The organism is Nonomuraea sp. NPDC050227 (assembly GCF_044459705.1).
GTDB lineage: Bacteria > Actinomycetota > Actinomycetes > Streptosporangiales > Streptosporangiaceae > Nonomuraea.
Genome location: NZ_JBITJF010000023.1, coordinates 1 through 23,743, shown reverse-complemented (window position 1 = coordinate 23,743; position 23,743 = coordinate 1). Strand labels below are relative to the sequence as shown.

At 62.4% G+C, this 23,743-nt stretch carries 16 protein-coding genes; 13 read left to right on the top strand and 3 right to left on the bottom strand.

Annotation, left to right across the window (positions count from 1 at the left end):
* Window positions 1-380 precede the first annotated feature (380 nt).
* From ACIBK9_RS51385 to ACIBK9_RS51345, 9 genes are all read left to right on the top strand, one after another.
* Window positions 381-1,484, top strand: a complete 1,104-nt coding sequence (locus tag ACIBK9_RS51385) for a hypothetical protein (RefSeq protein ID WP_397166708.1) — start codon at window positions 381-383, stop codon at window positions 1,482-1,484.
* Window positions 1,485-1,704: 220 nt separating this feature from the next.
* Complete coding sequence (locus tag ACIBK9_RS51380; protein WP_397166706.1) at window positions 1,705-2,502, top strand: helix-turn-helix domain-containing protein; 798 nt, start codon at window positions 1,705-1,707, stop codon at window positions 2,500-2,502.
* Window positions 2,503-2,591: 89 nt separating this feature from the next.
* Window positions 2,592-4,373 carry a hypothetical protein gene (locus ACIBK9_RS51375; RefSeq protein WP_397166705.1) on the top strand — a complete coding sequence of 594 codons (1,782 nt, stop codon included), beginning with the start codon at window positions 2,592-2,594 and terminating at the stop codon, window positions 4,371-4,373.
* A 77-nt stretch (window positions 4,374-4,450) separates the two neighbouring features.
* Entirely contained in the window at window positions 4,451-5,962 is a 1,512-nt protein-coding gene (locus tag ACIBK9_RS51370; protein WP_397166703.1) for a hypothetical protein, read from the top strand.
* A gap of 109 nt (window positions 5,963-6,071) precedes the next feature.
* Window positions 6,072-11,147 carry an FtsK/SpoIIIE domain-containing protein gene (locus tag ACIBK9_RS51365; protein WP_397166701.1) on the top strand — a complete coding sequence of 1,692 codons (5,076 nt, stop codon included), beginning with the start codon at window positions 6,072-6,074 and terminating at the stop codon, window positions 11,145-11,147.
* Between the two features lie 851 nt (window positions 11,148-11,998).
* Window positions 11,999-13,582, top strand: a complete 1,584-nt coding sequence (locus ACIBK9_RS51360; RefSeq protein ID WP_397166699.1) for a PIN-like domain-containing protein — start codon at window positions 11,999-12,001, stop codon at window positions 13,580-13,582.
* Between the two features lie 324 nt (window positions 13,583-13,906).
* Entirely contained in the window at window positions 13,907-14,314 is a 408-nt protein-coding gene (locus ACIBK9_RS51355) for a hypothetical protein (protein ID WP_397166698.1), read from the top strand.
* Window positions 14,304-14,597, top strand: coding sequence for a hypothetical protein (locus ACIBK9_RS51350; protein WP_397166696.1), 294 nt, complete (start codon window positions 14,304-14,306; stop codon window positions 14,595-14,597). The genes ACIBK9_RS51355 and ACIBK9_RS51350 overlap by 11 nt, the downstream gene beginning before the upstream one ends.
* Window positions 14,598-14,671: 74 nt before the next feature.
* On the top strand, window positions 14,672-14,977 hold the full coding sequence (locus tag ACIBK9_RS51345) for a hypothetical protein (protein ID WP_397166694.1): 306 nt from the start codon (window positions 14,672-14,674) through the stop codon (window positions 14,975-14,977).
* A gap of 64 nt (window positions 14,978-15,041) precedes the next feature.
* On the opposite strand, the gene ACIBK9_RS51340 is transcribed toward ACIBK9_RS51345, so the two are convergent.
* Window positions 15,042-15,569 carry a hypothetical protein gene (locus ACIBK9_RS51340; protein WP_397166692.1) on the bottom strand — a complete coding sequence of 176 codons (528 nt, stop codon included), beginning with the start codon at window positions 15,567-15,569 and terminating at the stop codon, window positions 15,042-15,044.
* A gap of 1,526 nt (window positions 15,570-17,095) precedes the next feature.
* Window positions 17,096-17,917 (bottom strand): hypothetical protein, encoded by an 822-nt coding sequence (locus tag ACIBK9_RS51335; protein ID WP_397166691.1) that lies wholly within the window; start codon window positions 17,915-17,917, stop codon window positions 17,096-17,098.
* A 212-nt stretch (window positions 17,918-18,129) separates the two neighbouring features.
* Here ACIBK9_RS51335 and ACIBK9_RS51330 point away from each other — a divergent pair, with 212 nt between their 5' ends.
* The 3 genes from ACIBK9_RS51330 (at window position 18,130) to ACIBK9_RS51320 (ending at window position 21,119) form a co-directional block, all read left to right on the top strand.
* Window positions 18,130-18,858, top strand: a complete 729-nt coding sequence (locus ACIBK9_RS51330) for an HNH endonuclease (RefSeq protein ID WP_397166690.1) — start codon at window positions 18,130-18,132, stop codon at window positions 18,856-18,858.
* Entirely contained in the window at window positions 18,855-19,841 is a 987-nt protein-coding gene (locus ACIBK9_RS51325) for a NaeI family type II restriction endonuclease (RefSeq protein ID WP_397166688.1), read from the top strand. Before ACIBK9_RS51330 ends, ACIBK9_RS51325 begins: the two co-directional genes overlap by 4 nt.
* Window positions 19,842-19,928: 87 nt before the next feature.
* Complete coding sequence (locus ACIBK9_RS51320; RefSeq protein WP_397166686.1) at window positions 19,929-21,119, top strand: restriction endonuclease; 1,191 nt, start codon at window positions 19,929-19,931, stop codon at window positions 21,117-21,119.
* 68 nt (window positions 21,120-21,187) lie between these two features.
* Here ACIBK9_RS51320 and ACIBK9_RS51315 read toward each other — a convergent pair whose 3' ends face one another.
* Window positions 21,188-21,685 (bottom strand): very short patch repair endonuclease, encoded by a 498-nt coding sequence (locus ACIBK9_RS51315; protein ID WP_397166684.1) that lies wholly within the window; start codon window positions 21,683-21,685, stop codon window positions 21,188-21,190.
* A gap of 94 nt (window positions 21,686-21,779) precedes the next feature.
* On the opposite strand from ACIBK9_RS51315, the gene ACIBK9_RS51310 reads away from it, so the two are divergent.
* Window positions 21,780-23,054: a DNA cytosine methyltransferase gene (locus ACIBK9_RS51310; protein ID WP_397166683.1), complete on the top strand. Its 1,275-nt coding sequence runs from the start codon at window positions 21,780-21,782 to the stop codon at window positions 23,052-23,054.
* Window positions 23,055-23,743: the final 689 nt, after the last annotated feature.

Below are 23,743 nucleotides of genomic sequence, written 5' to 3'. Positions count from 1 at the left end.
GGCCCGGCTACCGGCCGGAACGCCCGAACCGTGATCTACGCAACGGGTCCGATCACGGAAAGTGTGCCTGATCCAGAGTTCAAGTGTCGTTGACACGTACCCACACCCGCAGCGTCTTGCGACTGACCCCTAGGTCCCGCGCGATCGACGTGATCATTCGGTCCAGCGGACCATCCGCCGAAAACCGGTCGTTGCAGGCATGATCAGCGAATACCACCACACCGCTCAGCCGCAGCTCACGCCACTGACACAATATTCGAATGGTACACGGCAGCCATGATCCTGAGCGAGGCCAGCTCGCTGTGAATACGCTTGGTAAGCGCACAGGGGGTTCTCACGGGCCATCTGCAGCACCAGGGACCACACAGAGGAGCCCTTTTATGGCCAGGATCTGCGCCTTCTGCGGGTTCAGCGGCAAGCTGACCGGCGAGCACGTCTTTGGGGGCTGGCTGTCGCGGATCGGGCTACCCCTGGAGCCAACGCCGCACCACGCTGGACCACTGAATCAGGTCATACGGAAACTGGGCGTACGCCCGCCGTTCCGGCAGACGGTGAAGGATGTCTGCGGCACCTGCAACCATGGCTGGATGAGCCAGCTTGAGGTCGTGGCCCAGCGGGTGATGACACCTCTCATCCTTGGAGAGCCTGGCGAGATCGCGGTAACAGAAGCAGGAGCCATCGCGGCGTGGGTTCAGAAGACGGCGCTCACCGCGATGCTGGTGTCGTCCGAGGAGGAGCGGGAGGCGGGCTACGGGCTCCCGGCATCCGAGTACCGCGAGCTGTGGACCCTCAGGGACGAAGCGCGACCTCTTCCAACGAGCCAGTTCTGGATCGGCCAATACAACACGGGAAGCCGGCTCGCCTCAGCGTGGGTTACGCCACTCGCAGTGGTAGTCGAGGGGCTGCCGGAGCCCGACCTGCCACAGGGCTACAGCATGACCATCCTGGTCGGACAGTTGGTGCTGCACGGTGTGCGGTTCACGACGCCAAGCTTGCAGGTTGAGGTGACCACTCGGAAGGACCTGCCGCAGCTCTGGCCTGTTGCAGTGTCGACAGTGTGGCCCGGCGGAGCGCCCATAGACGATGCGCTGTTCCTCTACCTTGCCGACGGCAAAGCTATCCGCTCGACCGAGCAGCACATCCAGGTGCGGCCGTGGAAGCCCGCGACAGAACTGCCCGAGAGCAGGGCTGTCGGCGACATAGTGGAGCTGCCGACAATCTGTGGCGAGCACGTCGTGTACTACCCCGCCGGCCTAGTCCACGATGCGATGCGCGGCAGGTTCTACGCATTCGGGACGACGTGCGAGTGCAGCACCGCCTACCTGATCCAGACGGGACCGGACGGCGCTCATTGCAGGTTCACAGGTACCGCAGAACGCATCTCAGAGTTGTATGAAAGCCTGCAGGGCGAGGACATCCTGATTCAGGATGGACACGGCACATTCCTGTGCAAGCGACTGCCGGAATCGTTCCGACCGGAATGATGGACTCGTTATGCGCCGCAGGCCCTCCGCAGCAGTTGCCAGTGCGAGACTAGCCATTGAAGCACACTGCCCTCAGTCTTCTGCAGTGCCGTTTTCCGCAACGAACGAGCGCTAGGTACAAGGTGAATCCGATCTGTCGAGGCGACGTCTGTTGCTGTTGCGCAACATGCAAATCCCTTGAACGGGCATACACCGGCTGAGACGCTCTGCTGTGACGGGAATGGCGGACCACGGGCCCCTCGGTGCAGCGCTCCGGCAGGCGCGCCGCCAGGCCGGTCTTACCCTCCGTGCTGCGGCAGAAGGGACCGGGATTTCATACTCAACGCTGTCCAGGATCGAGAACGGCCACGGCATAGCACCGTCCTTGGACGTAGCCATGGCCGTTGCGCGCAAGGTCGGGCTGGAAGAGGGCGAGGTGCTGAGGTTGGCCGACCCGCTTGCCCATGCAGGCGCCGCCCAACTCTCAGATCCAGGCATCAGGCGCGCCCTGATAGCCGGACGGCTTAGTCGAAGCGCGCTAAGCGCTCTGCGCCGGGAGCATCTTCGTGAGCTGGCATCAGAGTTTTCTGCGAGCCTGGGAGCCGGGTGGCCGGTAGACGTACGCATGGCCGCAAAGCAACTCGGTCTCGCCTTGGTGACGTCCCGCACTGAGCCAGGGTTCGATTGCGGCGGGGCGACGTATCGGATACCCCCCAGCGCGCCTGACAGCCACGTTTCGCAGAGGTCCTGGATCGCGCGCGGAATAGCGCACCGGCTTATCGCTCGTGATGTTGGCGGCGCGCCGGAATGCCGATCGGCTGCCCTGAGTACGGAGGAAGAGCGCGAAGCGACATATGTGGCCGCCCATGTGCTGGTGCCTCGGTCGCTGCTGGCAGCCGAGCTGAGGAAAGGTCCGCTTCCCGCATCAGCGGTCGGTTTCACCGCCACCTTGGAGAAGGTGGCCTCCCGTTTTCGTGCTCCTGCTAGTTGGGCGGCAGCGCGACTGACAGAAGACAGGATCGGAGAGCTCCCCTGGTGATGAACACGCAACTCAAACTACTGGGCGACCAGCCCCCTAGCCCGCTAATGGTCATCCGCCAGATGAGGGCTGATTCTCAGGATGCCGTCGTGGCAGTGGGCAGCCAGACGAGTTCCCAGGCCGCCGCCTACATCCATGGTCCCGTCGATGCGGCAATCACCGAGTTAGCATCCGCTCGCCGCCCTCCCCACGCCATCTTCGTGACTGGCAGCGCGGGGGGAGGCAAGAGCGGTGCAGCCGAGTACCAGCGTCAGAACCACGACAGTCTGTTCAGTGCGATTGTGGAAGATGCCACGCACGCAGACAGTCCTGGGGAGGACCAAACAGACACCCTGGCACGTCGGCTTGCGCCGCTCGCTGACGACGCGCGCCAGCGACCAAGCGCTCCCCTGCTGGTGGCTGCGAACATTGGCATGCTGATCCAGCTCGCCCCCATGTGGGAGGAGCGTGGCTACAAGTTCACGTCCCTCGTGCACCAACTGTTCACCCGCCTGGGGCTGCCGACTAGCGAGCCGCCCGCACGAGTGGAGTTGCCGCTGGAAATCGCGGTGCTGAACCTCGACCACCGCCCGACGTCTGGCGACGAGGGCCTGCTGGCCTCTATGCTGAAGCGCCTGTCGCCCGGCGTACCTGGAAGTCTGTTCGATGCCGCGCGGTGCGGCAGCTGCCCGGCGATCTCCCACTGCCCGGCACACGCCAACGCCGTTCTATTGTCGTCCGTCGCCGCCCCTGAATTCATCAAGCTTGCGCGCCGGGCTGCCGTCGAGCGCGGGCGTAGCGATACGCCTCGGGCTCTGTGGGACCTGGTCAGCCGAGTGATCTTGCCACCTGACCTGTACGACCGCTTTCCCGACCCATGCCAGGCGAGTATGCAAGCCCAGCAAAGCGACGACGCCGGGTTCGTCCTCGCTGGCTTGCTCCCCCTCACGGCATTCATCGCTAAAGGCGAGGTGGGACCCCGTCTTGCCATACAGGCACCAGCGTTCGCACCCACCAGGCATGCCTACGAGGCGTTCGCCAACGCAGGGCTGCTCCCTGCCGAGGACGCCGCCCCAGTACGGCGCCTGGCGAAAGCAATACAGGAGACCGGGCTGAACGCCCCTGCCCTGCAAACAGCGGCTCAGGCATTGGAAAAGGGGTTCAGGGGTACCGACTCTTCCCAGGAGCGGACATGGCGTGACCTGGTGGCCCGTATCGTGCTCGGCTCCCTCTTCTTCCTGGGTGAGCTTCCGGATCCTCAGGAGGACGAGGAGACGCAGTTCTACCGCGCGCTGGCAGCCTATGAACGTTGGCAAGCGGCAGAGCTCGCCGACGGTGCCGACGCAGCGGTGCTGGAAGAGGTAGAGGCGGCGGTGGGGTCAATGGTCGCCGAGCTGGCGGCGGGCTTCGCTGCTCTGTTCGGCGCCCGAGCGGCCAGTGGCACCTACCTGCCCGTGCACAACTACGATGCCCGCGAGCGGACCCGGGCCTACGTGCGGTTCGAGCTCTTTTTGAACGAGGACACCCCGCCGACGAGGGATTTGCCGTCACGTGCCAATCCGAACGGGGCACGCTGGGTTGGCTACCGGCCGATGGCTGTCACTCTGCGCCTGGAAAAGGCACAAGATTACAGGCATAGCATTGAGCTACCAGTTGACCTTCCCTCATACCGGATTCTCATCGCTGCGAAACGTGGCATGGCCAGCAGCAGTGACGCCGAGCGGGTATATGCCTTGCGCCGGGCGGCCGGCACGCTGGCCCGGCTCGCAGCCAAGCAATCCGGCGTCCTCATGCTCGTGGACGACCCCGGGTCAGGATGCCGTTACATCATCGAGCCCAAGCGCAGCTTTAGCGGGAAGCAAACACTTAGTGCCAGGATGGTGACCGAATGACGCCCCCAGGATTGGCCGAGGCCGTTTCAGCAGCAGCTGTGGTAAGGGGCGCGACAGCGCATGTAAACGGCCGGACCGTGAACGCCACATATTGCGGCCGCACGGCCCAGTTCGAACTACCCGCCGACAGCGCCGGCCTCGACAGCCGCGCCAGCATCCCTGGCGCCCTGCCTTCGCGCGCGCGGGGTGATGTACGCGAGAAGACGCTCTACAACATCCTCCAGGACATGGTGGGGCAGCCGGGCTCCCGAATCAGTGACTCCGTACTCCAGGAAAAGCTCGCCGATCTACTCCCCGCCGACTCGAACCACAGACAGGTCCTCGCAGACGTTGCGGAGAAGCAATACTGGATCCACCCGAGCACCGCCTCGGGCGGCACGCGGCCGTTCTTGGCTCCCTTCCATAGCGACCTGCCCGGCGGCTTCACGTATCAGGGCCGCTACAAATCCTTCCGAGGCAGCCTGCTGCTATTCCTATGCTGGGATGGTGAAGGCTTTGACCTCGCACTTCCTCGGGAGATCATCGGTTTCCTCAGTAGCGACGACGACCTCAACCCCCTGGATCGGGCATTCCTGACCGCCGCACGCATCGCTGCCGACCTGGAGGCGCCTGTTGCAGCAGACGCAGAACGCCTGGTGCAACAGTTCGGCGCCGATCTGAGAAAGAACTTTGCCCAGGGGGCCTTTGATCAGGAGGGGCTGGACCGCATCCGCCGCGACCTGCGGACCATCGTGGGTCTCGACCTGCCCCGGCACGACAAGGCGCATGCCCTCATCGTGGTCTTCAGCCTCCACATAGCTTTGTATTACTACCGGCTCGCCTACCGGCTAGGTGAGGGCCTGCGCTCCGCAGCGCAAGTTCTGGACGGGCAGGAGTTGCCCGACCGTCCCAACTTCTATGGGCGAATTCTCTTCCAAGTCGGCAGCGCAGGCGACCGGCCGGTCAGCGCATCGGACCCCTGCGCCCGCTCTTGGTGGAACTTGGACGAGCAGCACCTCCTGGCCTTGACGCCCAGCATGGTCTCGGCGAACCTGCTCCACGAGGCAGCGCAGGCTAGCGGCGTCGCTTGCGGCCCCATACCCGATCCCTATGCGTGCGCGCAGGCCCTGGCCGCAGATCCGGTCGGTGCAGTATTGACCGACCTCCTGTGCGCCGCCTCGGCAGCAACCCTGCCTAGCGGTAAGCAGGACCCTGGTATGAACGAGCCTGGCGCCGGAGGGTACGCGCTACGTGAGGCGGTGCTCGCCTCCTTCCGTAGCCGCGGCAACGCCCTGAAGCAGCGGGGACGCGACATTGTGAACAGCCTCGTCGGCGGATTCGGCGGCGAACTCAAGCGGAATCGCGGACGTGTCCGCTTCTTTGAACTTGACGAACAGGTCATCTTCCTCCTCGTCAAGCTCATCCTCACCAGTTCACACCGGAACCAGCTGGCCTTCCGCAAGGAATTCTTGCCCGCACTGTGCGCGTACGGGCTGGCCCCACAGAGCAGCGCAGAAGAAGAGCACCTTGCTCAGGCTCTGAGTCGGCTGGGACTGCTTGAACGCTACAGCGATGCCGGGGAGGCACTGTATGTTCGCCAAATCATCTGATGCCACAGCCCGGCACCGCTTCGCCGCACTGGCTGTCCAAGCACTCCAAGGGGCCCTGGCCAAGCCGCAATGGGCAGGCCGTCGTCTACTTCTGCGCGGCCTACATGGCATGGAACCGGCCGACCTAATGCCCGCCCTCCTGCGCGCAACAACGACCAAGGCGACGGTTTACCCGGAGGGCCCGATCGGGGCGCCATGCACCATAGGCGCTATCCGCTTCGCTGACGGTGCACTGCTCATTCCCTATCTCGTCGACCCCTCGGCAGCAACCTCGACGTCCAACTCTGGAGGAGACGGCTTCGCAGCCGCGCTGCGCACCCACTTCCTCGCTGGTGCTTCTGAGCCGAGGACTCTGCTCATCTTGGACCGGCAGCCGCCAGAGACCGTCCTGTCTACCACCGAGGATGCTGCAGAGCTTGGCGAATTGGCATGGCATGTCCTCGCAGAGCAGGCAGCCGTCTCGGCCACCCTCTCGTTGCCTGCACTCGTCCGAGCCGTGGTGGATGACTACCTCAAGCGGTGTCGGCAGAATGTCCAAACCACCTGGCGGGAGGCTGAGCGGCTGCAGACCTGGGTTGCGGCCTATGGAGACCGGCCTGACCGGGAGATCGGACTGGCCCTGCCGGACCTCGGCTGTTACATCGCCGATGCACGCCCCGCTGCTCGGCGCTTGGCTAAGTGCGCCGACTGGCGACGTGACCTGGACGATTGGGTCGCCTCCCCCTCGGTAGACCTCGCGCGTAAGCTTGCCTCCAAGCAGATCTCCACTGAAGGCGCCGGCAAGGTCATCCTGGCGCACGGTCTGCGCGGCCTGGACTACAGCAACTTCACCCTCGATGACCTCGGGCCCGGCGATGGAGGGGCGCTTCTGGGCCTCGACGCTGTCCACCCCGTAACCGGGCCTCGTATCGCTCTGCAGGGTAGGCGCAGCCTCGCCATATGGCTCCCAGCAGATGGGGGCGAACTCCAGCTCAACCTCACCCGCCCATTGGCGCCTGGCGAGCAGGTCCGCATCCGCTGGCAGCACGACAGCTATTCCCGCCTTACAGTCAGCGGCCGAAAGGCAGTGGCCAGCATCGCCCCGCTGGCGGCGAACCCATGGCTGTTCGGCACTGTGGAACTAGTCTCCCTCGGCGGCGGCGCACAGCCGGTCCACCTCGCTGCGTTCTTCAGCAGCAGCGACTTTGCTGGATTCGAGCGGGCCCTGGAGATCGACCCGGACGCTGGCGGATTCATTTGTACCGACCAGCCGCAGATCGGCATCTGGGATGGCAGCGGCAAGGAACTCGGCTTGGCACAGCTCGCCGATTCGGAAGCAGCCGCAGACAGCAATGGCCTCGAGCTTGTCAGCGGCATGTGGCACGACAGCCCCGTCGGACCGGTCCCGGTCCTGCCCCGCGGAGCCGAAGAAGACGGTGCCGAGGAGGATGAACCGTCGAGCACTGAGGATCCCGTCGATGATTCCGGCCCCCCTCTTGCTGACGACGAGACCGATGAAGCCGACTCCGATACTGCCGGACAGGAGCAAGATCCGCTGCTGAACCCGCAACCGCGCGGCCGCGGCGAGCCGCCAGCCGCCAACAGCCAGCAGCCCACTCTCGCCCACGCCATGCTGGCCTTCCGTGAGACCGACTGGCCGGCCAACGCATCTATCCCCGTTAGCGACAATTCTTCCCAGGAGTCGGTCATCACTGCCAGATACGGCGCCCAGCGCCTGGAAGTGCGCCCCCGGCTAGGCAAGACCAACCTGCTCCTCCCCGAACGGCTGATACTTCAGCACCCCCGCGGGGCCTCATACCGCATCTACGATCAGGGCCTCGAGGTCCACCAGTCTCTCCCGCTGCCAGAACCTGGATGGAAGATGGAGATGCAGGTGTTCACCGAGGCTAGGCGCGTCTTCTTCGAGCTTGCCGCCTCTGTTGGCAGCGTCTTCGCCCTCGACCCCCGCCTCCCCCAGATTCGCGCCTATACCACGGCATACCGGGCCCTCCTTGAGGCATTGCCCAACACCGGGGTTTCCCGCACGGAATATGAGCAGATACTGTTGATCGACACGGTAGAGATCGCCGGCGTCCCCGACTTGCTCATTGCTCCGACTAACCCCCTCAGCGTCGCCTACTACGCCTCATTGGCCGAACGCTTCAGTGCGCTCGCTGCAGGCGAGGAAGGAGCACTCGACAGAGCCGATATCAAGGCCTTCTCACCCCAATACCTGCTTCCTCTGCTCAAGGCGGACAGCGGCTGGCACGAGGCCGCCCCAAGCGGCACAGCCTTCCTCTGGAGGCGATATCGCCCCCTGGACGACAGCATCCCAGGCGCGTTGGAGCGCAACAGCACCTTTATCGCTGGCCGTATCGCCTTCTTTCTCGACGTCCACCCAGGGCTTAACACTCCCAACACCACCGTGGCCGTCACCTTCGCAGACCCAGGCGCCGAACCGGCCCTGGAAGCACTGCGAGAGTTCTACCGCAAGGATCTGACGGGCGAGGCCTACACCCGCCCCAGACTCCAGGTAGTGCTGGCAGGGGGAGACGAGGACACCCGCCACTCCGTCGGCGCTCTGGTGGCCTCCGCAGGCTCAGACCCGCTTGACCGCCTGGTGTGCACCCGCTCAGTCATCCGCCACCACACTGTGGACAGCGAAGACAACGAAGAGGACTTTTCTCACTTGACCTTCCTCTTCCGCAGCCCTGGCGAGCGCAAGGTCCGGCCAGTCAGCCTGCACCACCGCGCAGGAACGACCCACGCCCGTGCCCTGGCCAGCTCGCCTGGCCGCATCGTTGTCCCGGAAGCCGACCCCGTCTTCGCCACCGGCGTCTTCGCGCCGAAACCCGGAATCGGAGCCTCCGACCTCGAAGCCATCCAGTATCGGTGCCTGGAGCTCGTCGGGGGGCAAGGCGGCGAAAACCTCGTCCCCGGGCAGACACGCATGGTCACCGTACGCACCTCGGACAAAGACCTATCCGAGTGGTACAGGAAGTCCGCCTGGGTCGTCCATCTGGACCGCCTCATTGGGCTAGAGGCCTTCACCCACTCAGGAGAGGCGAGGCGCACGCTCCTGGAGTACGAAGAAGGAGCCGACCCAGGCACCTACGGCTACGACGGCATCACTGGCACCGAATACCTGAGCCCCTACGTCGCCGCGCTCAATAAGGCACTGGACGGCATCGCAGCCCCCAACGAGGAGCAAACTCGCTCTTTGATGTCCCTGTTGGAAAGCGTTTCTGGCAGGTGGGCCCTGCAGATCGTTCAGCGCCCTCAGAACAAGGTCCTCGAACGCGCTGGGACCGCATGCGCCATTCGATACGCGCAGACGGTAGAAAAGGTGCTGGACCACACGCCCGGTCTGCGGGCTGTCGTCTCACTTGAAGAACTTATCCCATCATTCCCTCAAGCCGGCATACCGCGCCGACTCGCCGCGTCCCGCAAAAACCGTGACGCGATGTGCGATGACCTCCTGCTGGTGTCCGTCCTCCCCCGAGGCACCGAGCCTCCCCTGGTCCAGATGGTCGTCACAGAGATCAAGTTCTGGAGCGAGGCGCCAGACTACAGCGCCGCAGCTGCCCAGGTGGAGGAGAGCATAGGGTGGCTTGCCGGCAGGTACCAGGACCCTGGCCCGCTCAAAGACCTCAGAGGATGCGAACTCGCCGAACTAATCCGCTCCGCCGTAGCGCGCAACACCGCGTTCCGACTCGCCGACTCAAGCCCGGATGATGCCGAACCCCTCCTCCACAGAATCGCGGAAGGAGACTATGAGCTCGGCTTCGGTCACTGGCGCAACGGCGCCTACCGCCGGGGGCTGGTCGTCTCCGTTGAGAGGAACGCACCCGGCAATCTGTCGCTGGCCCAGCTCAACGGTGCCGACGGACCAGTAGACATCGTTAGCATCGGCAGCCAGGCCGTCCGGAGTGCCCTGCATGCGGACCCGATCGACGCGCCCGAAACCTGGCAGCGTCTTGACCCCGCCCCTCCCATGGGACCGCCCCGTCTCGCGGCTGCCGGCCTTGACGGCTTCGATCCGGCCTCGCCCGAATCCGCTGCCCCTGACCTGCAGTACCTCCCAGCCACCGCTCCTGGCCAGATGCCTGCACCCCCACAGGATCGGCAGTCCTCCCAGGAGCAGCAAGAAGAGGTTGTCTCCAGCGCGCGCCGCCTGGACAGTGCCTTCGCCAAATACGGCCTGGCCGTCGAGCCGTTCGACACCTCTCTGGCCTACTCCGGTCCTAGCGTCATCCGCTTCCGAACACGCACATTGGGCAAGCTCTCAATCACCGACATTGAGCGACGAGCCAGGGACATCAGCAGGGAAGTTGCCGCGGTCGGCGAAATCTCCGTTGGCCACGAACCTGGGTATGTGACCATCGACGTGCCCAGGCGCAACCGGCGGTCCGTCCCACTAACCGAAGTTCTAGTGGAACTCGACCGACCCGCGAAACCGGGAGCACTATCCTTCATCGCCGGCGTAGCTCCCAGCGGAGCGGTGCAAGTTGCCGACCTCTCCCGGCTCCCGCATCTGCTTGTCGCCGGCGCCACCGGATCCGGAAAGTCCGTATTCCTCAGAGGCCTCCTCGTCGAGCTGCTACGTGCTCGCACGCCAGCCCAGCTGGAACTCGTCATTGTAGACCCCAAGAGGCTGGACTTTGCGCCCTTCGCGAGGGCCTCTCACGTCCGCAACGGCCAGATCATCAGCGATCCCGACACGGCTCTGGAAATCCTGCGCACCACGCTGGAGCGCGAAGTCGACCGCCGCCAGCCCATCCTGGAAGCGGCAGGAGTAAGTTCTGCCTCCGAATTCTACGAATCCGGAGGCACACTGGAGGAGCTACCACAACTTGTCATCTTGGTCGACGAGTTCGCCGATCTGGTCCTGTCCGGGAGCGACCGCAAGGCGTTCAGCGAACTCATCCAGCGCTACGCGCAACTCACACGCGCCTATGGGATCTTCCTCGTCCTCGCGACCCAACGACCCAGCGTCGATGTCGTCACCGGGAGCATCAAGGCGAACCTCAGTGCCCGAATCGCCTTTTCCTTGCCGAGCGTGCGAGACTCAATGACCGTCCTCGACCAAGGCGGAGCAGAAAACCTGCTGGGCGACGGTGACTTGCTTTTCTACCGCAATGGCAGGGTGGAGAGGCTACAGGCTCCCTTCACCAATCTCTCGGATGTACGAGCAGTTCTGAGGTAGCCCGGCACGCCAAGTCCCACGCTGCTGAACCTGTACCACGAGGCCTCCATCGCCACTGTGTCATGGCCGAGATCAACGCAATGATCAGCAACAGAAGACCGCTGATATGTTCAAGATGCCGAATGGCTGGCAGTACCTAGATGTCGGCTCCCCGAATAGGGGGAGCCGCCCCTCCTTCGGCCAGCTGGCCGGAGGAGGTCGCCCTGCAGACAATGTCGAGAGACACGGCGAACTGGCCCCGGCGGCGCAGCCACCTTGTAGGCGGTGAGCCGGGGGATGCCCATATCAGCAGCCACGTGTGCGACCAGCCACCCAGCAGACAGCGTCCAAGGACGCTCGGCCAGGCGTTGCGCGGGAACATGAAGCCTCCGCGCGGCGCAGATTCGGCACCTCACTACACCGGAGGCTTCTTTATTGAGCAGGCCCCTTTGTTACAACACTCGCAGTTAATACATCCAAGAGATGACGGAGGGGACACTAATTGAGTCAGCCCCGACGCACCATTATCGTGCCGCCGGGTGAGAGCGCTGGTGCCGAGCCCGCAGGTGCGCTGGCAGTCACCCAGGAAGGGGAAGTGATGCAGCGGACAGTGATGGCATCATGCCACTGTGTCATGCCACGAAAACGCGGTGATGGCTGCGTCTTTGGCGGTACCGACATTGAGGCATACATGACCTCGCGGGACATACCGTCCATCCCATCTCTCAATGTACCCAAAATAGAATGTATGGGCGAATCGTCCCCCTATGGAGCACTCAGCACCATATGGCTACATTCAGACAAACCAGCTTCAACCATGTAGTCTCCATACCCAAGGGTTCCATGAGAGCCTCCGGCAATGGGAGAGACTGATGGCGGACAAGCACAAGGATCTACGGTTGCTTCACCAGTACAAGTCTTGGTTGCAGGCGCCACAAGTCGATGAAGGTGACATACGCCACCGCGAATTCTTTGAACATGCTTTGATTGTTTTGGACACAAATATTCTCCTGAGTCTCTACGAGCTTCACACGGCAGCCAGAGACGAGGTGATAAACGCGCTAACACGCGTCCAATCACGGTTATGGCTTCCTCATCAGGTGGGACTAGAATTCGTCCGGCGACGCCACGGCGTAATAGCGGCACGGACGAGGACTCTCAACGAAGCGCTAAAAGACATCGAAAAAAGGTTCACTGCTGCACGGCAGGCCATCATCGCGGCACGCGATGAGGTTGGGCAACTATACGCAAAGTACGCATGGAATCATGAGGTTGCACAGGAGCTTTCTGACTCAATAACTACCCAATCCGTCGATTCGTCCATTGCCGCCGCCAAGCAAGAACTTCGCCAGCGCGTCAAAGATCTGAAGGATAAGCATGATCTCGCCTTGGGATCAATCGATACAGATGATCATATCCTGCCGACAGTAGCGGGCCTCTATGGTGATCAAGTCGCCGCGCCAGTGCCGCCCGACGTTGTCCGCGACCGGGTGATCGAGGCCATTACATACAGATTTCCGAATGATATACCGCCAGGGTTTTCCGACAGCACCAAAAGCACGGACCTAAGTCGCGCGGGTGATTACTTAATCTGGGAGGAAATTATTGACCGCGCCCGGCAACTCCCCGAGCCGCGGCGCGTGATATTCGTATCCTCCGACGAAAAGAAAGACTGGTATGAGCCAGCAGAGCCAGGCCGCCCGGCACGGCCGTGGCCGACACTGTCAGACGAATTGTGGGCACGCGCGGAGGCAGATCTCCAGATACTCAAGTCGGCACAGTTCTTTGAAGGAGCCCATCTCTATCTAGACGCGCAAATCAGCACAACGACATATGAAGAGATTGACCGCGCAACAGAGACGCTTCAAGAATCAAAAATGCATCGGGAAGCCGTTCACGCCGTCGATGATCTACGTGCCCGCCTCTCTGCAGGAGAGTCTTCAGATGAATTGCTCGATTCATACTTGAACGTAAAGCGGGTCCTCGCTGAGTCGATGCAAGCCCTGGTGCGGGATCAGCTTTCTGATGGCTGCCCGCCCTTCCATGATCTAAGGGATAAACTCTCTACACTCATTACTTCACCAGTAGAGGGAAAGATTCCGGGCAAGTACCTCAGGATACCTTACGGAAGCCGAATTCATGAGGACCTATTCGCTATTCTCTATCAGAACATTGGCAGCCCAGTGTCAGCAGGGCGCCTTCGCATAGCTACCGGCGACTCGGTCCATACCGAACGACGCACGCGAGAGTTGCGCGAACTAGGCCTAGATATTGACGCAGGAAAGCATAACGGCGAAGACGTGTACACCCTGCATGGTCTCGGCATCGATAGAGCAATGATCCGCTCTATAGTCGCAAACAACATCCGGCGCGATCCGGCTCTATCCTCTCGCGAGAGAGACGGACTCTTGCGCACTCTGGACGAGATCGATTTCGAGGCCGAGGCCGACGGCTAATCAGCTAATACGAGCCTTATGCTTGAGAAACTGGGCGTTCCTATCGTGGTCAACTTGGCATAGGAAAGCTTTGAAAGAACCCAGCTTATATGCGGTTTCGCTGTCGCCGTTCCGAACTTCCACATGGAAATCCTTCCTAGGAGGCTTATCCGACGCTCGAGCTCGTGCAACTCCAGCGATGCAGGCAGCTCGCGAATAATCTGGGCTGCCGTCATGAGGTCTGCGCCTGCCGATAATTACGTCCACCCAGGTCATGACCCTGCGAGGGCTTCGCGAGCTCTGGTCACCCGGGAGACGGAAGCGCGTACGGCAGGATGATCCGCTGTGCTGCTTCGCCTGGCCTACCTGACCGTCACGAACACGTTCGCCGCGCTGCGGTTGCCGCCCATGGGCGATCGGGACAAGGACGTGGAGATACTTGCTCTGCGTCACCAGATCACCGTCCTCGAACGCCAGCTCGGCGCCGACACCAGAGTGAGATTCGCGCCCGAGGACCGAGCCTTCCTTGCCGCGCTCCTGACCTCGCTGCCCTGGAAGGCCCTGCGCCAACTGCGGCTCCTCATCCGTCTGGACACGGTTCTCCGCTGGCACCGCGATCTGATGCGACGTCGCCATGCCCGTACCTGCCGGCCGAAGCGACGTGGGCGCCCGCCCACGGTCCGCTCCATCCGCGTTCTTATCCTGCGCCTGGTTCGGGAGAACGAGCTGGGGCTATCGGCGGGTGCATGGTGAACTCACCACGCTCGGCATCAAGGTCGCGCCGTCCACGGTGTGGGAGATCCTCAAGCAGGCCGGTCTTGATCCGGCGCCGGATCGGGCGGCCACCACGTGGGCCGACTTCCTGCGCTCGCAAGCCGACGCCCTGCTGGCCTGCGATTTCATCGAGACCATCACCCTCAACGGGCAACGCCAGTACATTCTGGCGGTGATCGAGCACGCCACCAGACGTGTCCGGGTGCTCGGCCCACCGCACACCCGAGCGCCAGCTGGGTCATCCAGACGATCAGGAATCTGATGATGGATCTGAACGATGCGGGCTGTCGGGCGCACTTTCTGCTCCGCGATCGGGATGGGAAGTTCCCTGCCCTCATGGACGAGGTGCTCGCCGAGGCCGGCATCAAGACGGTGCTCACCGGCATCCGGATGCCGCGGATGAACTCGATCATGGAGCGGTGGGTGCAGTCATGCCGCCACGAAAGGTCCGCCGACGAGACCGGCTCCTCGGCGTCCTCCATGAGTACTCACAAGCGGCTTGACCTGCATGGATGGAATTGTCGGCAGGCACACTGTTGTCCCGAGAGCGATGCCCAGTTGGCCCATGGCTTGGATGTCGCTAGCGTCAGCAACATAACGAAGGGCTTGTTCGTTTTCCAACGCCCGCCCTTCCTATTCTAGCGGAACCCGCCGGCATGCTCAGGGAACCTCAGGGAGACCCCCGAAATTAAAGGACCAGACCTCATCAGGAAAGAAGTCTTCGAAGAGCTGCCACGGCAACTTCTACAGCTGGCTCATCGAATCCATCCTCCACTATTTGAAACCTATGGAGTAGGCCATTGGCGGCATAGCGAGGGCGAACTGGGAGAGTGCCATCACGGCGCCGGTCTGGATCTGCATCGACTTCTAGCAGGCCAAACCGCTGGAGAATCTGATGAGACTGATATGCATCGCGTCCCAGTCCGTAGTTATGTAACCGCTCCGCGCTCTCAATTTTGATCCACGTTTCTTCAGAAAGAAGATTCACCTCGCGATGATGCGCCAGAGAAAGAAGGGAAAGGAGCTCAGCGTCTTCCAGAATATGTATCCATCCGTTCTCGAAGAGGCCGTAAGGAAGACCAAACTGAGTCTCTCCTGCTCTTGGAACCACATACGGCACCGAGTCGCCAGTGGATCGTACCCCACCTTCGTCCAGCAGCTGGAATCCCTCGTATCTGCCAGATCTCTCGTATCCATGAGGCAGGTATACGAGCTGGTTTCTCTCCTGCGCCAAGCTAGCTAGGGCAGACGTCAAACGTCGGAACTTTTTGTCGGCTGCCATAGCGGACGTCTCTGCACTGGAGGTCGGCAGGGCAAAGAGATCAATCCATCCGGTGCCCGGCCCCCCCTCCCGCAGAGGCAGCCGGTTCTTCGGACGGGCACCCGCCCCCGAGCCGACTTGGGCGACACAAAGGGCAATTAGATACAGCCTCAAAGCCACGCCGTTCGGGGAAACGAGACGCGCAGCAGGCGGACGAACGACTTTGGGAGGAAGTGCACGACCGGAAGACGTGCGATGTGGAATCAAGGTCCCGTTGTACACGAAGCGTGATCTAATCGCCACCCTTTGTATCGACCGCCGCTGCTGCTGCCTCAGCTTCTTCTGGGCGGCCTCCGCCGACCTCGCCATACGCAGGAGGCGATCTAGTCGTTGTGCCAGCCTCTCGCGATCCCTCAGTCTCACGTGATGTCCTTACAGGAACGTCCTCCGATCAACTCTAGGGTTTTTTCGGAACGGTTTGGACGCCTTGATCCGCCCCTTGTCTATAGAGGAGTGCTAACTGGGAGTTGTCCATGCTCAGGGATGTTCAACTGGCGGATCAAGACGTCGGGCAGGACGGGTCGCAATGCCACGTCTTGAGGGGCACCATGTACTCACCGGAATGAGTGCGGCCCCCGGGGTACCGCCCAGGGGCCGCAAATCCGGCGCATCCACCCCATTGCAGCCAGGAGGAAACGCCGTATGCCCAGGGTACGACCTACTCCCCGCCCCAAGAACCCGCCGCCTCTGCCGCAGCGCTGGTTCCTGATCCTTACTGTCGCAACGGCCATCTCCGCTCCCGTGAGCCAGACGGAGGGGCCGGCAACAGCCCTGATCATCGGTTTGCTGGCCGTAAGCACTCTTCACAAAATGATCGACTGAAGCACCCGCCCTCATCCCATCTCTAAGAGAACGGGCTTGTCTCCGCTGAAAGAGCGCTGGTGGAGACGAGCCCGTTCCGCATCTTGACGATCACGATCAGACCGAGCTTCCGCCGATGGCCCTCGCAGGGCATGACGCATCGCCTCGGACAGCCTGCGTCATCTGCGTCACCAACCTCATGATCGCCGGGTCCTCTCGACCCCATCCCGCCGCCGGCGCTGACCGCACTTGAGCACCGGGCACGCAGCTGTCGTGGGTGCTCGGGCTCATGCTGGCTCCATCCCGGCGCCCTGGTCGAAGGAAGCGCGCTGCTGGCCGCGTCAATGGAGCGCATCCACCGCGGCGCGCGCGGCCCGATAAGCGGTGTTCTCGTACGGTGAGCCGACAGGGTCGTCATGGCGGCCATCAGCAGCCGTGAGGGCTCGGGCGATAGCGCCGCGAGCACCTCGTGGGCCGGTGCGGGCCTGGACGGGCTCACCGACCCGGCGGGGGCATGCCCACCAAGGTTCGGCTGTCGGCACGCCGACGGACGATCTCGGCGGCGATCTGAGCACGCGCCGCAGGCCCGCCCGGTATCCAGGCGATGGTCCCCGGACGAGTCTCTGCGTATGGCATGCTCAGGAAGCTGCGGAGGCATGGAGGGCCGTGTGCAAACGGCTCGCTGCGACGCGGACCTGCTCCAGGCTTGGGAGATGCACCACTCCGAACCTGGACGCCCGCTCCAGTTGAATCGGGTGGAAGTGAAAGGGCGGAACAGCGCCGGCCAGAAGTTCGCTCGTTGGAACCTTGCGCCCCTGACCGTCCTTGTGGAACTTAGCGTTCTTCACAAGCAGGCTACACACCGTACGACCGCACCAGAAGTCGACTCGAAAGAGCGCGTCCGCGAGCGGGTGCATCCGTACGTCGAGCCCGGCGTTGCGGAGATGCACAACCACGAAGATCTCCCGGAGGAAGGAGTAGTAGGCGTTCCCAACCCTCCAGCGCATGGAATCTGTGGCTACGGCCCTGCTGGGCCCGTCCGGCGCGGACGATACCTGGGTGATCTTGTCCTGAGCGGGACGCCACAGCATCTCGTTTCCCCGAGAATCGTCATGGACGAACGCTCGGAACTGCTGCCAGGTGGGCAGCGTTTCCAATGACTCCACTGCGAGATGGAAAGTATGGGTGAAAGCGAAGTCCGGATGCCAGTCAACGATCGCCTTAACGCTCTCAGCCGTGGCACGCTTCACCTCGCCGAGGGCATGCTCAGTCGACATGCAGACGCGCTCCACGTCTTCAGGAGTCAGACGGTAGATGGTGGAGGTTTGGTGTGCGAGCACCTGGGGGACGACCGTGTCCTTCTTGGCGGGGTGGTCAAGCCATCGTTGGAGTACAGCCTCGGTGAGGCTGGTCACGTTGAACAGGTCGAGTACATCTTGAGCAGTGGTGCGAAAGATCACAGTGGCCCCATCCGAGGGTTGCGGCCTGCAGGGACATCGAACCGTTCTATAGATGAAGATAAGCGGCGCCACCGACAAATATGGAATCAAAGCGGGCATGACTGGATCTACCTGGCTCGATGCCACTATCTGCCGACAACTTGCCGGATCCTGCCGCGGAGGCTAGTCTCGAAAGGAGGGATCTTGATGAGGAGTCGGCCTCATTGGGATCCATGACCGGGAGCGAGGGCCTCTTGGTAGACGTCGTCTGGACGAACGACAAACTGGGAACTCGGATTCGCGTCGCCCTGTGGCTACACAGTGAAGTTGGCGAAGGAAACCGGTTCAACAAGCAGCAGCTGAGGAAGGCGATCCCCGGCATTGAGCAGGTGGACCGGCGGATGCGAGACCTCCGGCCGGCCGGCTGGGTCATCAAGACCTACCGCGACATGGCCAGCCTGGGCCCTGATGAGTTGTACCTCGAGAAGGTCGGTACCCACATTTGGGAGCCTGGGCAGCGCTCGGTTGGGCTGCGAACGATCAGCGGCAGGCTTCGCCGCGAGGTCATGGAGCGGGACAACCATCGCTGTGTCCGCTGCGGCATTAGCGCCGGCGAGGAATACCCCGACGAATCCGGCAGCCACGCGAGGCTCACTCTTGGGCATGTCACTCCGCACAAGCACGGTTCGGCTGCCCAGCTCGAGGATCTTGTTACGGAGTGCGCGCGGTGCAACGAGACCGCCAGGCACCTGACGGGAGTCCAGCTCTCCGCCGAGCAGGTATGGGACCGTATTCAGGAACTGCCCAGGAGGGAGAAGACGAAGCTGTTGACCTGGATGGTGGCCGATCGAAGGGCCGCAACGGAAACCGAGCAGATCTGGGCGCGTTACCGCCAGATTCCCGCCGCGCATCGGGACGCCCTCAAGAAGCAGCTCGGCATCGCACTGGGGAGCGGCAGTTGATCATCGGCAGCAGCGACGTCACCCAGCCGGTGAACGACTCGGAGCTAGAGGCGGTCTTCTCCCACCTCATGGGCCTCGACGAGGATGGCGCGAGAATCGCAAAGTCAATCCGGAGGACGTTCGACATGCTCCTGGATGGTCAGCACACCGGCCGCTTCCGCTGGGAGCAGTTACACAAGACCGAGAAGACCCACTGCGGGACACTGGTCGAGATCAACCTGCAGCGGGAGTTTGACTTCGACGATGGTCACCTACTGGACTACTCGATCGTCGGAGTCGAGGTGGACTGTAAGTACTCCCAGGATCTCGGGGATTGGATGATCCCGCCGGAGGCAGTAGGGCAATTACTCTTAGGTCTCTGGGGGAATGATCAGCTTGGCCAATGGTCTGCGGGCCTGGTTCGTGCGCATCCACACCTTCTAACGTCAGCCAAGGGAAACCGTGATCTCAAGCGCCGCCTGACAAAGGAAGGTAAGAAGACCATTCGCTGGCTGTTCCAGAACGCCCCTCTCCCGGAGAATATACTGCTCCGCATGCCAGAAGATGATGTTGCTACCGTCTTCGGCTGTGGGCCTGCGGGGCACAAGTGCAAAGGCCATGGGAGCAAACGCGTAGACGAACTCTTTCGCAGAGCACAGGGTCGGCTGGTCAGCAGGACGGCTGTGGCCACCGTGGCACAGCAAGAAGACTACATGAAGCGGATCCGCGGAAATGGCGGCGCTCGCTCCAGGCTCCAGCCTGAGGGCATCGTGATCTTCGGCCAGTATGACAGCCACAGGGACCTTGCTCGTCAGTTGGGGATCCCAGTCCCGGGCGCGGGCGAGTCCATCAGCGTCCGGCTCACGGAACGCCGCCCCGAGCATGGCGACCTGCCGTACATCCTTCTTGAAGGAAAGCGATGGGTAGTCGCAGGACCTGATGATCCAGTAGAACCCGCTCCTCCCCTGCCAGAGATCAAGCGATCGCCCTCAGCGCAGGAGTAGCTCTCCAGCGGAGCGGCGGGCCACCCAATGTTGCGGGCAAGCGGGCTCTAATACCGCGAATCCGGGCATATTGAGTAACCTTCCCGTGTGGGCGATGAAGATCAGACGGTGCCGTTTGCTGATCTAGCAACGGCTGATCTCGTGGTGGATGCCGTCTTTGCGGGCGGCAGCGCAGGCAACGCGTCCGACGATCCCCTGGCCCGGCTCCTCCCTGGAGTCGGCAACCGGGGCGGTTTCCGCTGCAACGGTTCCCCCACGCGGCAGAGCGTCCGATTCGCGGTCCTCTTCACCACAGGCGCCGAGCCCGACTGGCCAGACGAACTAGACGCTCAGACCGGCCTCTTCACCTTCTACGGAGACAACCGTCGCCCGGGCACAGAACTCCACAAGACTTCGCGTCGCGGCAATCTCCTGCTCCGCGATGCCTTCAACTGGAGCCACAGCGACGCTCGAGTGAGCGTGCCACCATTCTTCCTGTTCGAGAAGGCAGCCCCCGCTGGCCGCGATATCCGTTTCCGTGGCCTTCTTGCGCCCGGCGGCGCCGCACTGACGTCCGACGATGAGCTGCAAGCGATCTGGCGTTCGACCCGTGGTATTCGTTTCCAGAACTACCGTGCCCGGTTCACGGTTCTCGACGTCCCGAAGATCGAGCGAGCCTGGATCATGGATCTCGTCAGCGGAGACCCACTCGGGCCGAACTGCCCGCCGCCATGGCGTAAGTGGGTTGAAGCCCGCACGTACCAAACGCTCCTCGCGCCGTCCACCACGGTCATTCGGAGTACGGCGGAGCAGCTGCCTGACGCGGGTGGCAAGCTGATGGTGGCAGCCATCCACAGACACTTTGCCGGCCGTCCCCATGACTTCGAGGCCTGTGCCGTCGAGATCTGGCGGATGCTAGCCCCTTCAACGGGCGCCTGTGAGGTCACCCGGCATAGCCGCGATGGCGGTCGCGATGCTGTTGGCGAGTATCTTCTAGGGCCCGAGGGCGATCGGGTAGCCGTCGAGTTCGCTCTCGAAGCTAAGTGCTATGCCCCGAGCAACTCGGTGAGCGTCGAGGACGTCGCCCGGCTGATCTCCAGAATCCGCCACCGCCAGTTCGGTGTGTTCGTGACAACCTCCCACTTCAACAGCCAGGTCTACAAGGAAGTTCGCGGCGATGCGCATCCCATCGTCATGATCTGTGCCCGCGACATCGTCGATGTCCTCCGGCGTCATGGGTACGGAGACGCAGAAGCCGTACAAGCATGGCTCGAGCACCGGTTCCCGGTATCAGCATGATCAGTTTGGCTTCTACGAAGCTTTACCGTCATCCTGTCCGCATACACCTTGCCAACCTGGGCAACTTGTCAGCCAGTAGCGCTAGAGTCGCTCGCATGTTCGGAACCGGGATCGACTGCAGCGATCACCGCCTCAACGGCGGCGGTCAGCGCTTCGTGCTCCCAGAGGCGGACAACCCGCCATCCAGCAGATCTCAGCGCCTCGTTAACTGCCTGGTCGCGTTCCATGTTCCGACGGAGCTTGGGCGTCCAGTACCACTCATTTGTCGTCGGTCGCCGGCCGTGCTCGGGGCAGACATGCCAGAAACAGCCGTCCACGAAGACAGCAACCTTCCGCGCGGTGAAGACGATGTCCGGACGAACCTTCAGCTTTCCAAGATCAAGGCGAAGATCCTTGCGGTAGCGATACCCCAGCCGGTGCAGTGCACTGCGCAGCACCACCTCCGGCTTGGTGTTCGCCCGGCGGTTGGCCTGCATGTTCCGCGATCGGCCCTCGTTGAGCGGCGCCGGGTACAGCCCGCGCTCGTGGGCCTGCTCTCTAGCTTGAAGTCTCTTCTGGTCAGACACAATCGTTCCGTTGGGCTCATGGCTCCCTGTCTTCTCCGAGAAGATACAGCTGCCCACTGGTCCATGCCGTATCCAGATTACGAAAGGGGTCCCTGTGACCGAGAAGCACCTTCGGGTCATTGAGATCTGTGCTGGAGCCGGCGGCCAGTCCCTTGGGCTGGAGAAAGCTGGCTTCGATCACGAGCTCGCCATCGAGCTGGACGATAACGCAGTTAACACACTGAAGCACAACCGTCCTGACTGGCATGTGGCCTCGGGGGATGTGGCGGATCCTCAGGTGTGGGACCCAGCGAACTACACGCCGGACAAGCGAGGCGGCCAGCCGATCGACTTGTTCGCTGGAGGGGTTCCGTGCCCGCCCTTCTCCATCGCAGGTCGACAACTGGGCGCGAATGACGAGCGAGATCTATTCGCCTGGGCCGTTGAGCAGGTCCACACCCTCCGCCCTCGAGCCCTCATGCTGGAGAACGTTCGGGGGCTGAGCATGCCGCGCTTCGCAGGTTACCGGCAGCATGTCTTGGACCGGCTCAAGACGTTCGGTTACGCGGCCGAGTGGAAGCTCCTCCACGCGTCTGACTACGGGGTTCCCCAGCTTCGCCCTCGGTTCGTGCTCATCGCGATGGCTCCTGACGACTTTGAGCACTTTCACTGGCCTGAGCCCACAGGCAAGCGTTCCACGGTTGGCGAGACCCTGTACCACCTCATGAAGGCGAACGGCTGGGCAAGAGCTGAAGAGTGGCGCGACCGCGCCAATGACATCGCCCCAACGATCGTGGGCGGATCCAAGAAGCACGGCGGCGCGGACCTTGGTCCAACCCGTGCAAAGCGTGCATGGAGCGAGATGTGGGTTGATGGCCACGGACTGGCAGATCATGCACCCTATACAGATGACGACATAATCGTTGACCGCGGACCGAAGCTCACGGTGGAGATGGTCAAGCACCTCCAGGGCTGGGACGACGACCACTTCAAGTGGGAGTTCAAGGGTAAGAAGACCTCGAGCTATCGCCAGATTGGAAACGCTTTCCCTCCGCCTGTGGCCAAGGTACTCGGAGAAGCTATCGCCGCCGCGCTCAATAAGAGAACCCAGCGGAGAGAGCGGACCTTCCGCGAACCTCAAGATCCGATCTATCTTGCGCTTCGCAACCACGGCGACTTCATGACCGCCACCGACCTTGCCGCCATGTTGGAGCTCGAGCTCAAGGAGTTGGAACGCCGCATCAATCTCCTAGGGCGGGACTTCCAGATCGAGGTCAGCAACGGCACCGAGCCTGCAGCGTACAAGCTTGGAGCTTTTAAGGCATTTATGGGCCAGGATGACCACATCCGTCACGATCAGTTTGAAAAGTTCCGATCTCGCATCAGCTGACTCGTGCAGCAGGATGCAGCGGCAGCGTTCTCACGCCCCACGGTGGCTGAAGCGGGCGCAGCGGCAACGGCGGGCGCCACCAGCGCAGTGCCGTTAAGGAGGGGGGACACGAGCAAGCCTCTGAGCGCTAGGAGCTCTCAGAGGCTAGGGATGGGATACGCGACAAGGATTAGACATCTGCTACTCACGAATAATTGCCGCTCGTCGCTGTCCGGATGCGGACCTCACAAAGCCCTGCCTCGCCGCCGGTTGATAGCGTGGTTCGCCGCATCTGAGAACTGATCCGCGAGAGGCCAGCGGCTGAAATTACGGGGAAGATTTCCGGCATCATCGGCTAAACCTCGTACGGGAATCGGCCGTTCCTTGACTGACCTTGCCGCCCGTCGGATGCTGAGTCTTGCCCTGATGCCTCGGCTTGGAGGGAACGTCTCGTGCGGAGAGATGTCACGCGGGCTCACTACGATCGCCTGGCGGACAGGTACGACGAGAACTGGGCCTACAGTCCGGAGTTCATCCGGTGGATGACTGATGGCATTCTCGGCCGATTGAGTCTCAGCTCTAGGGATCTGATGTTGGATCTTGGGTGCGGGACTGTGAACCGCCCCGACTTTGATGGAGACCTCAACGGTTGATTCCGACGGGTTGGCTGGGTTGATGTTGAGCGTAGTGGAGAGCTTCGAACTCCTCGG

Coding starts and splice junctions, on each gene's coding strand:
- ACIBK9_RS51385 (WP_397166708.1), top strand. CDS start 381: ATGGCCAGGATCTGCGCCTTCTGCGGGTTCAGCGGCAAGCTGACCGGC.
- ACIBK9_RS51380 (WP_397166706.1), top strand. CDS start 1,705: ATGGCGGACCACGGGCCCCTCGGTGCAGCGCTCCGGCAGGCGCGCCGC.
- ACIBK9_RS51365 (WP_397166701.1), top strand. CDS start 6,072: ATGGAACCGGCCGACCTAATGCCCGCCCTCCTGCGCGCAACAACGACC.
- ACIBK9_RS51360 (WP_397166699.1), top strand. CDS start 11,999: ATGGCGGACAAGCACAAGGATCTACGGTTGCTTCACCAGTACAAGTCT.
- ACIBK9_RS51345 (WP_397166694.1), top strand. CDS start 14,672: ATGGACGAGGTGCTCGCCGAGGCCGGCATCAAGACGGTGCTCACCGGC.
- ACIBK9_RS51330 (WP_397166690.1), top strand. CDS start 18,130: ATGACCGGGAGCGAGGGCCTCTTGGTAGACGTCGTCTGGACGAACGAC.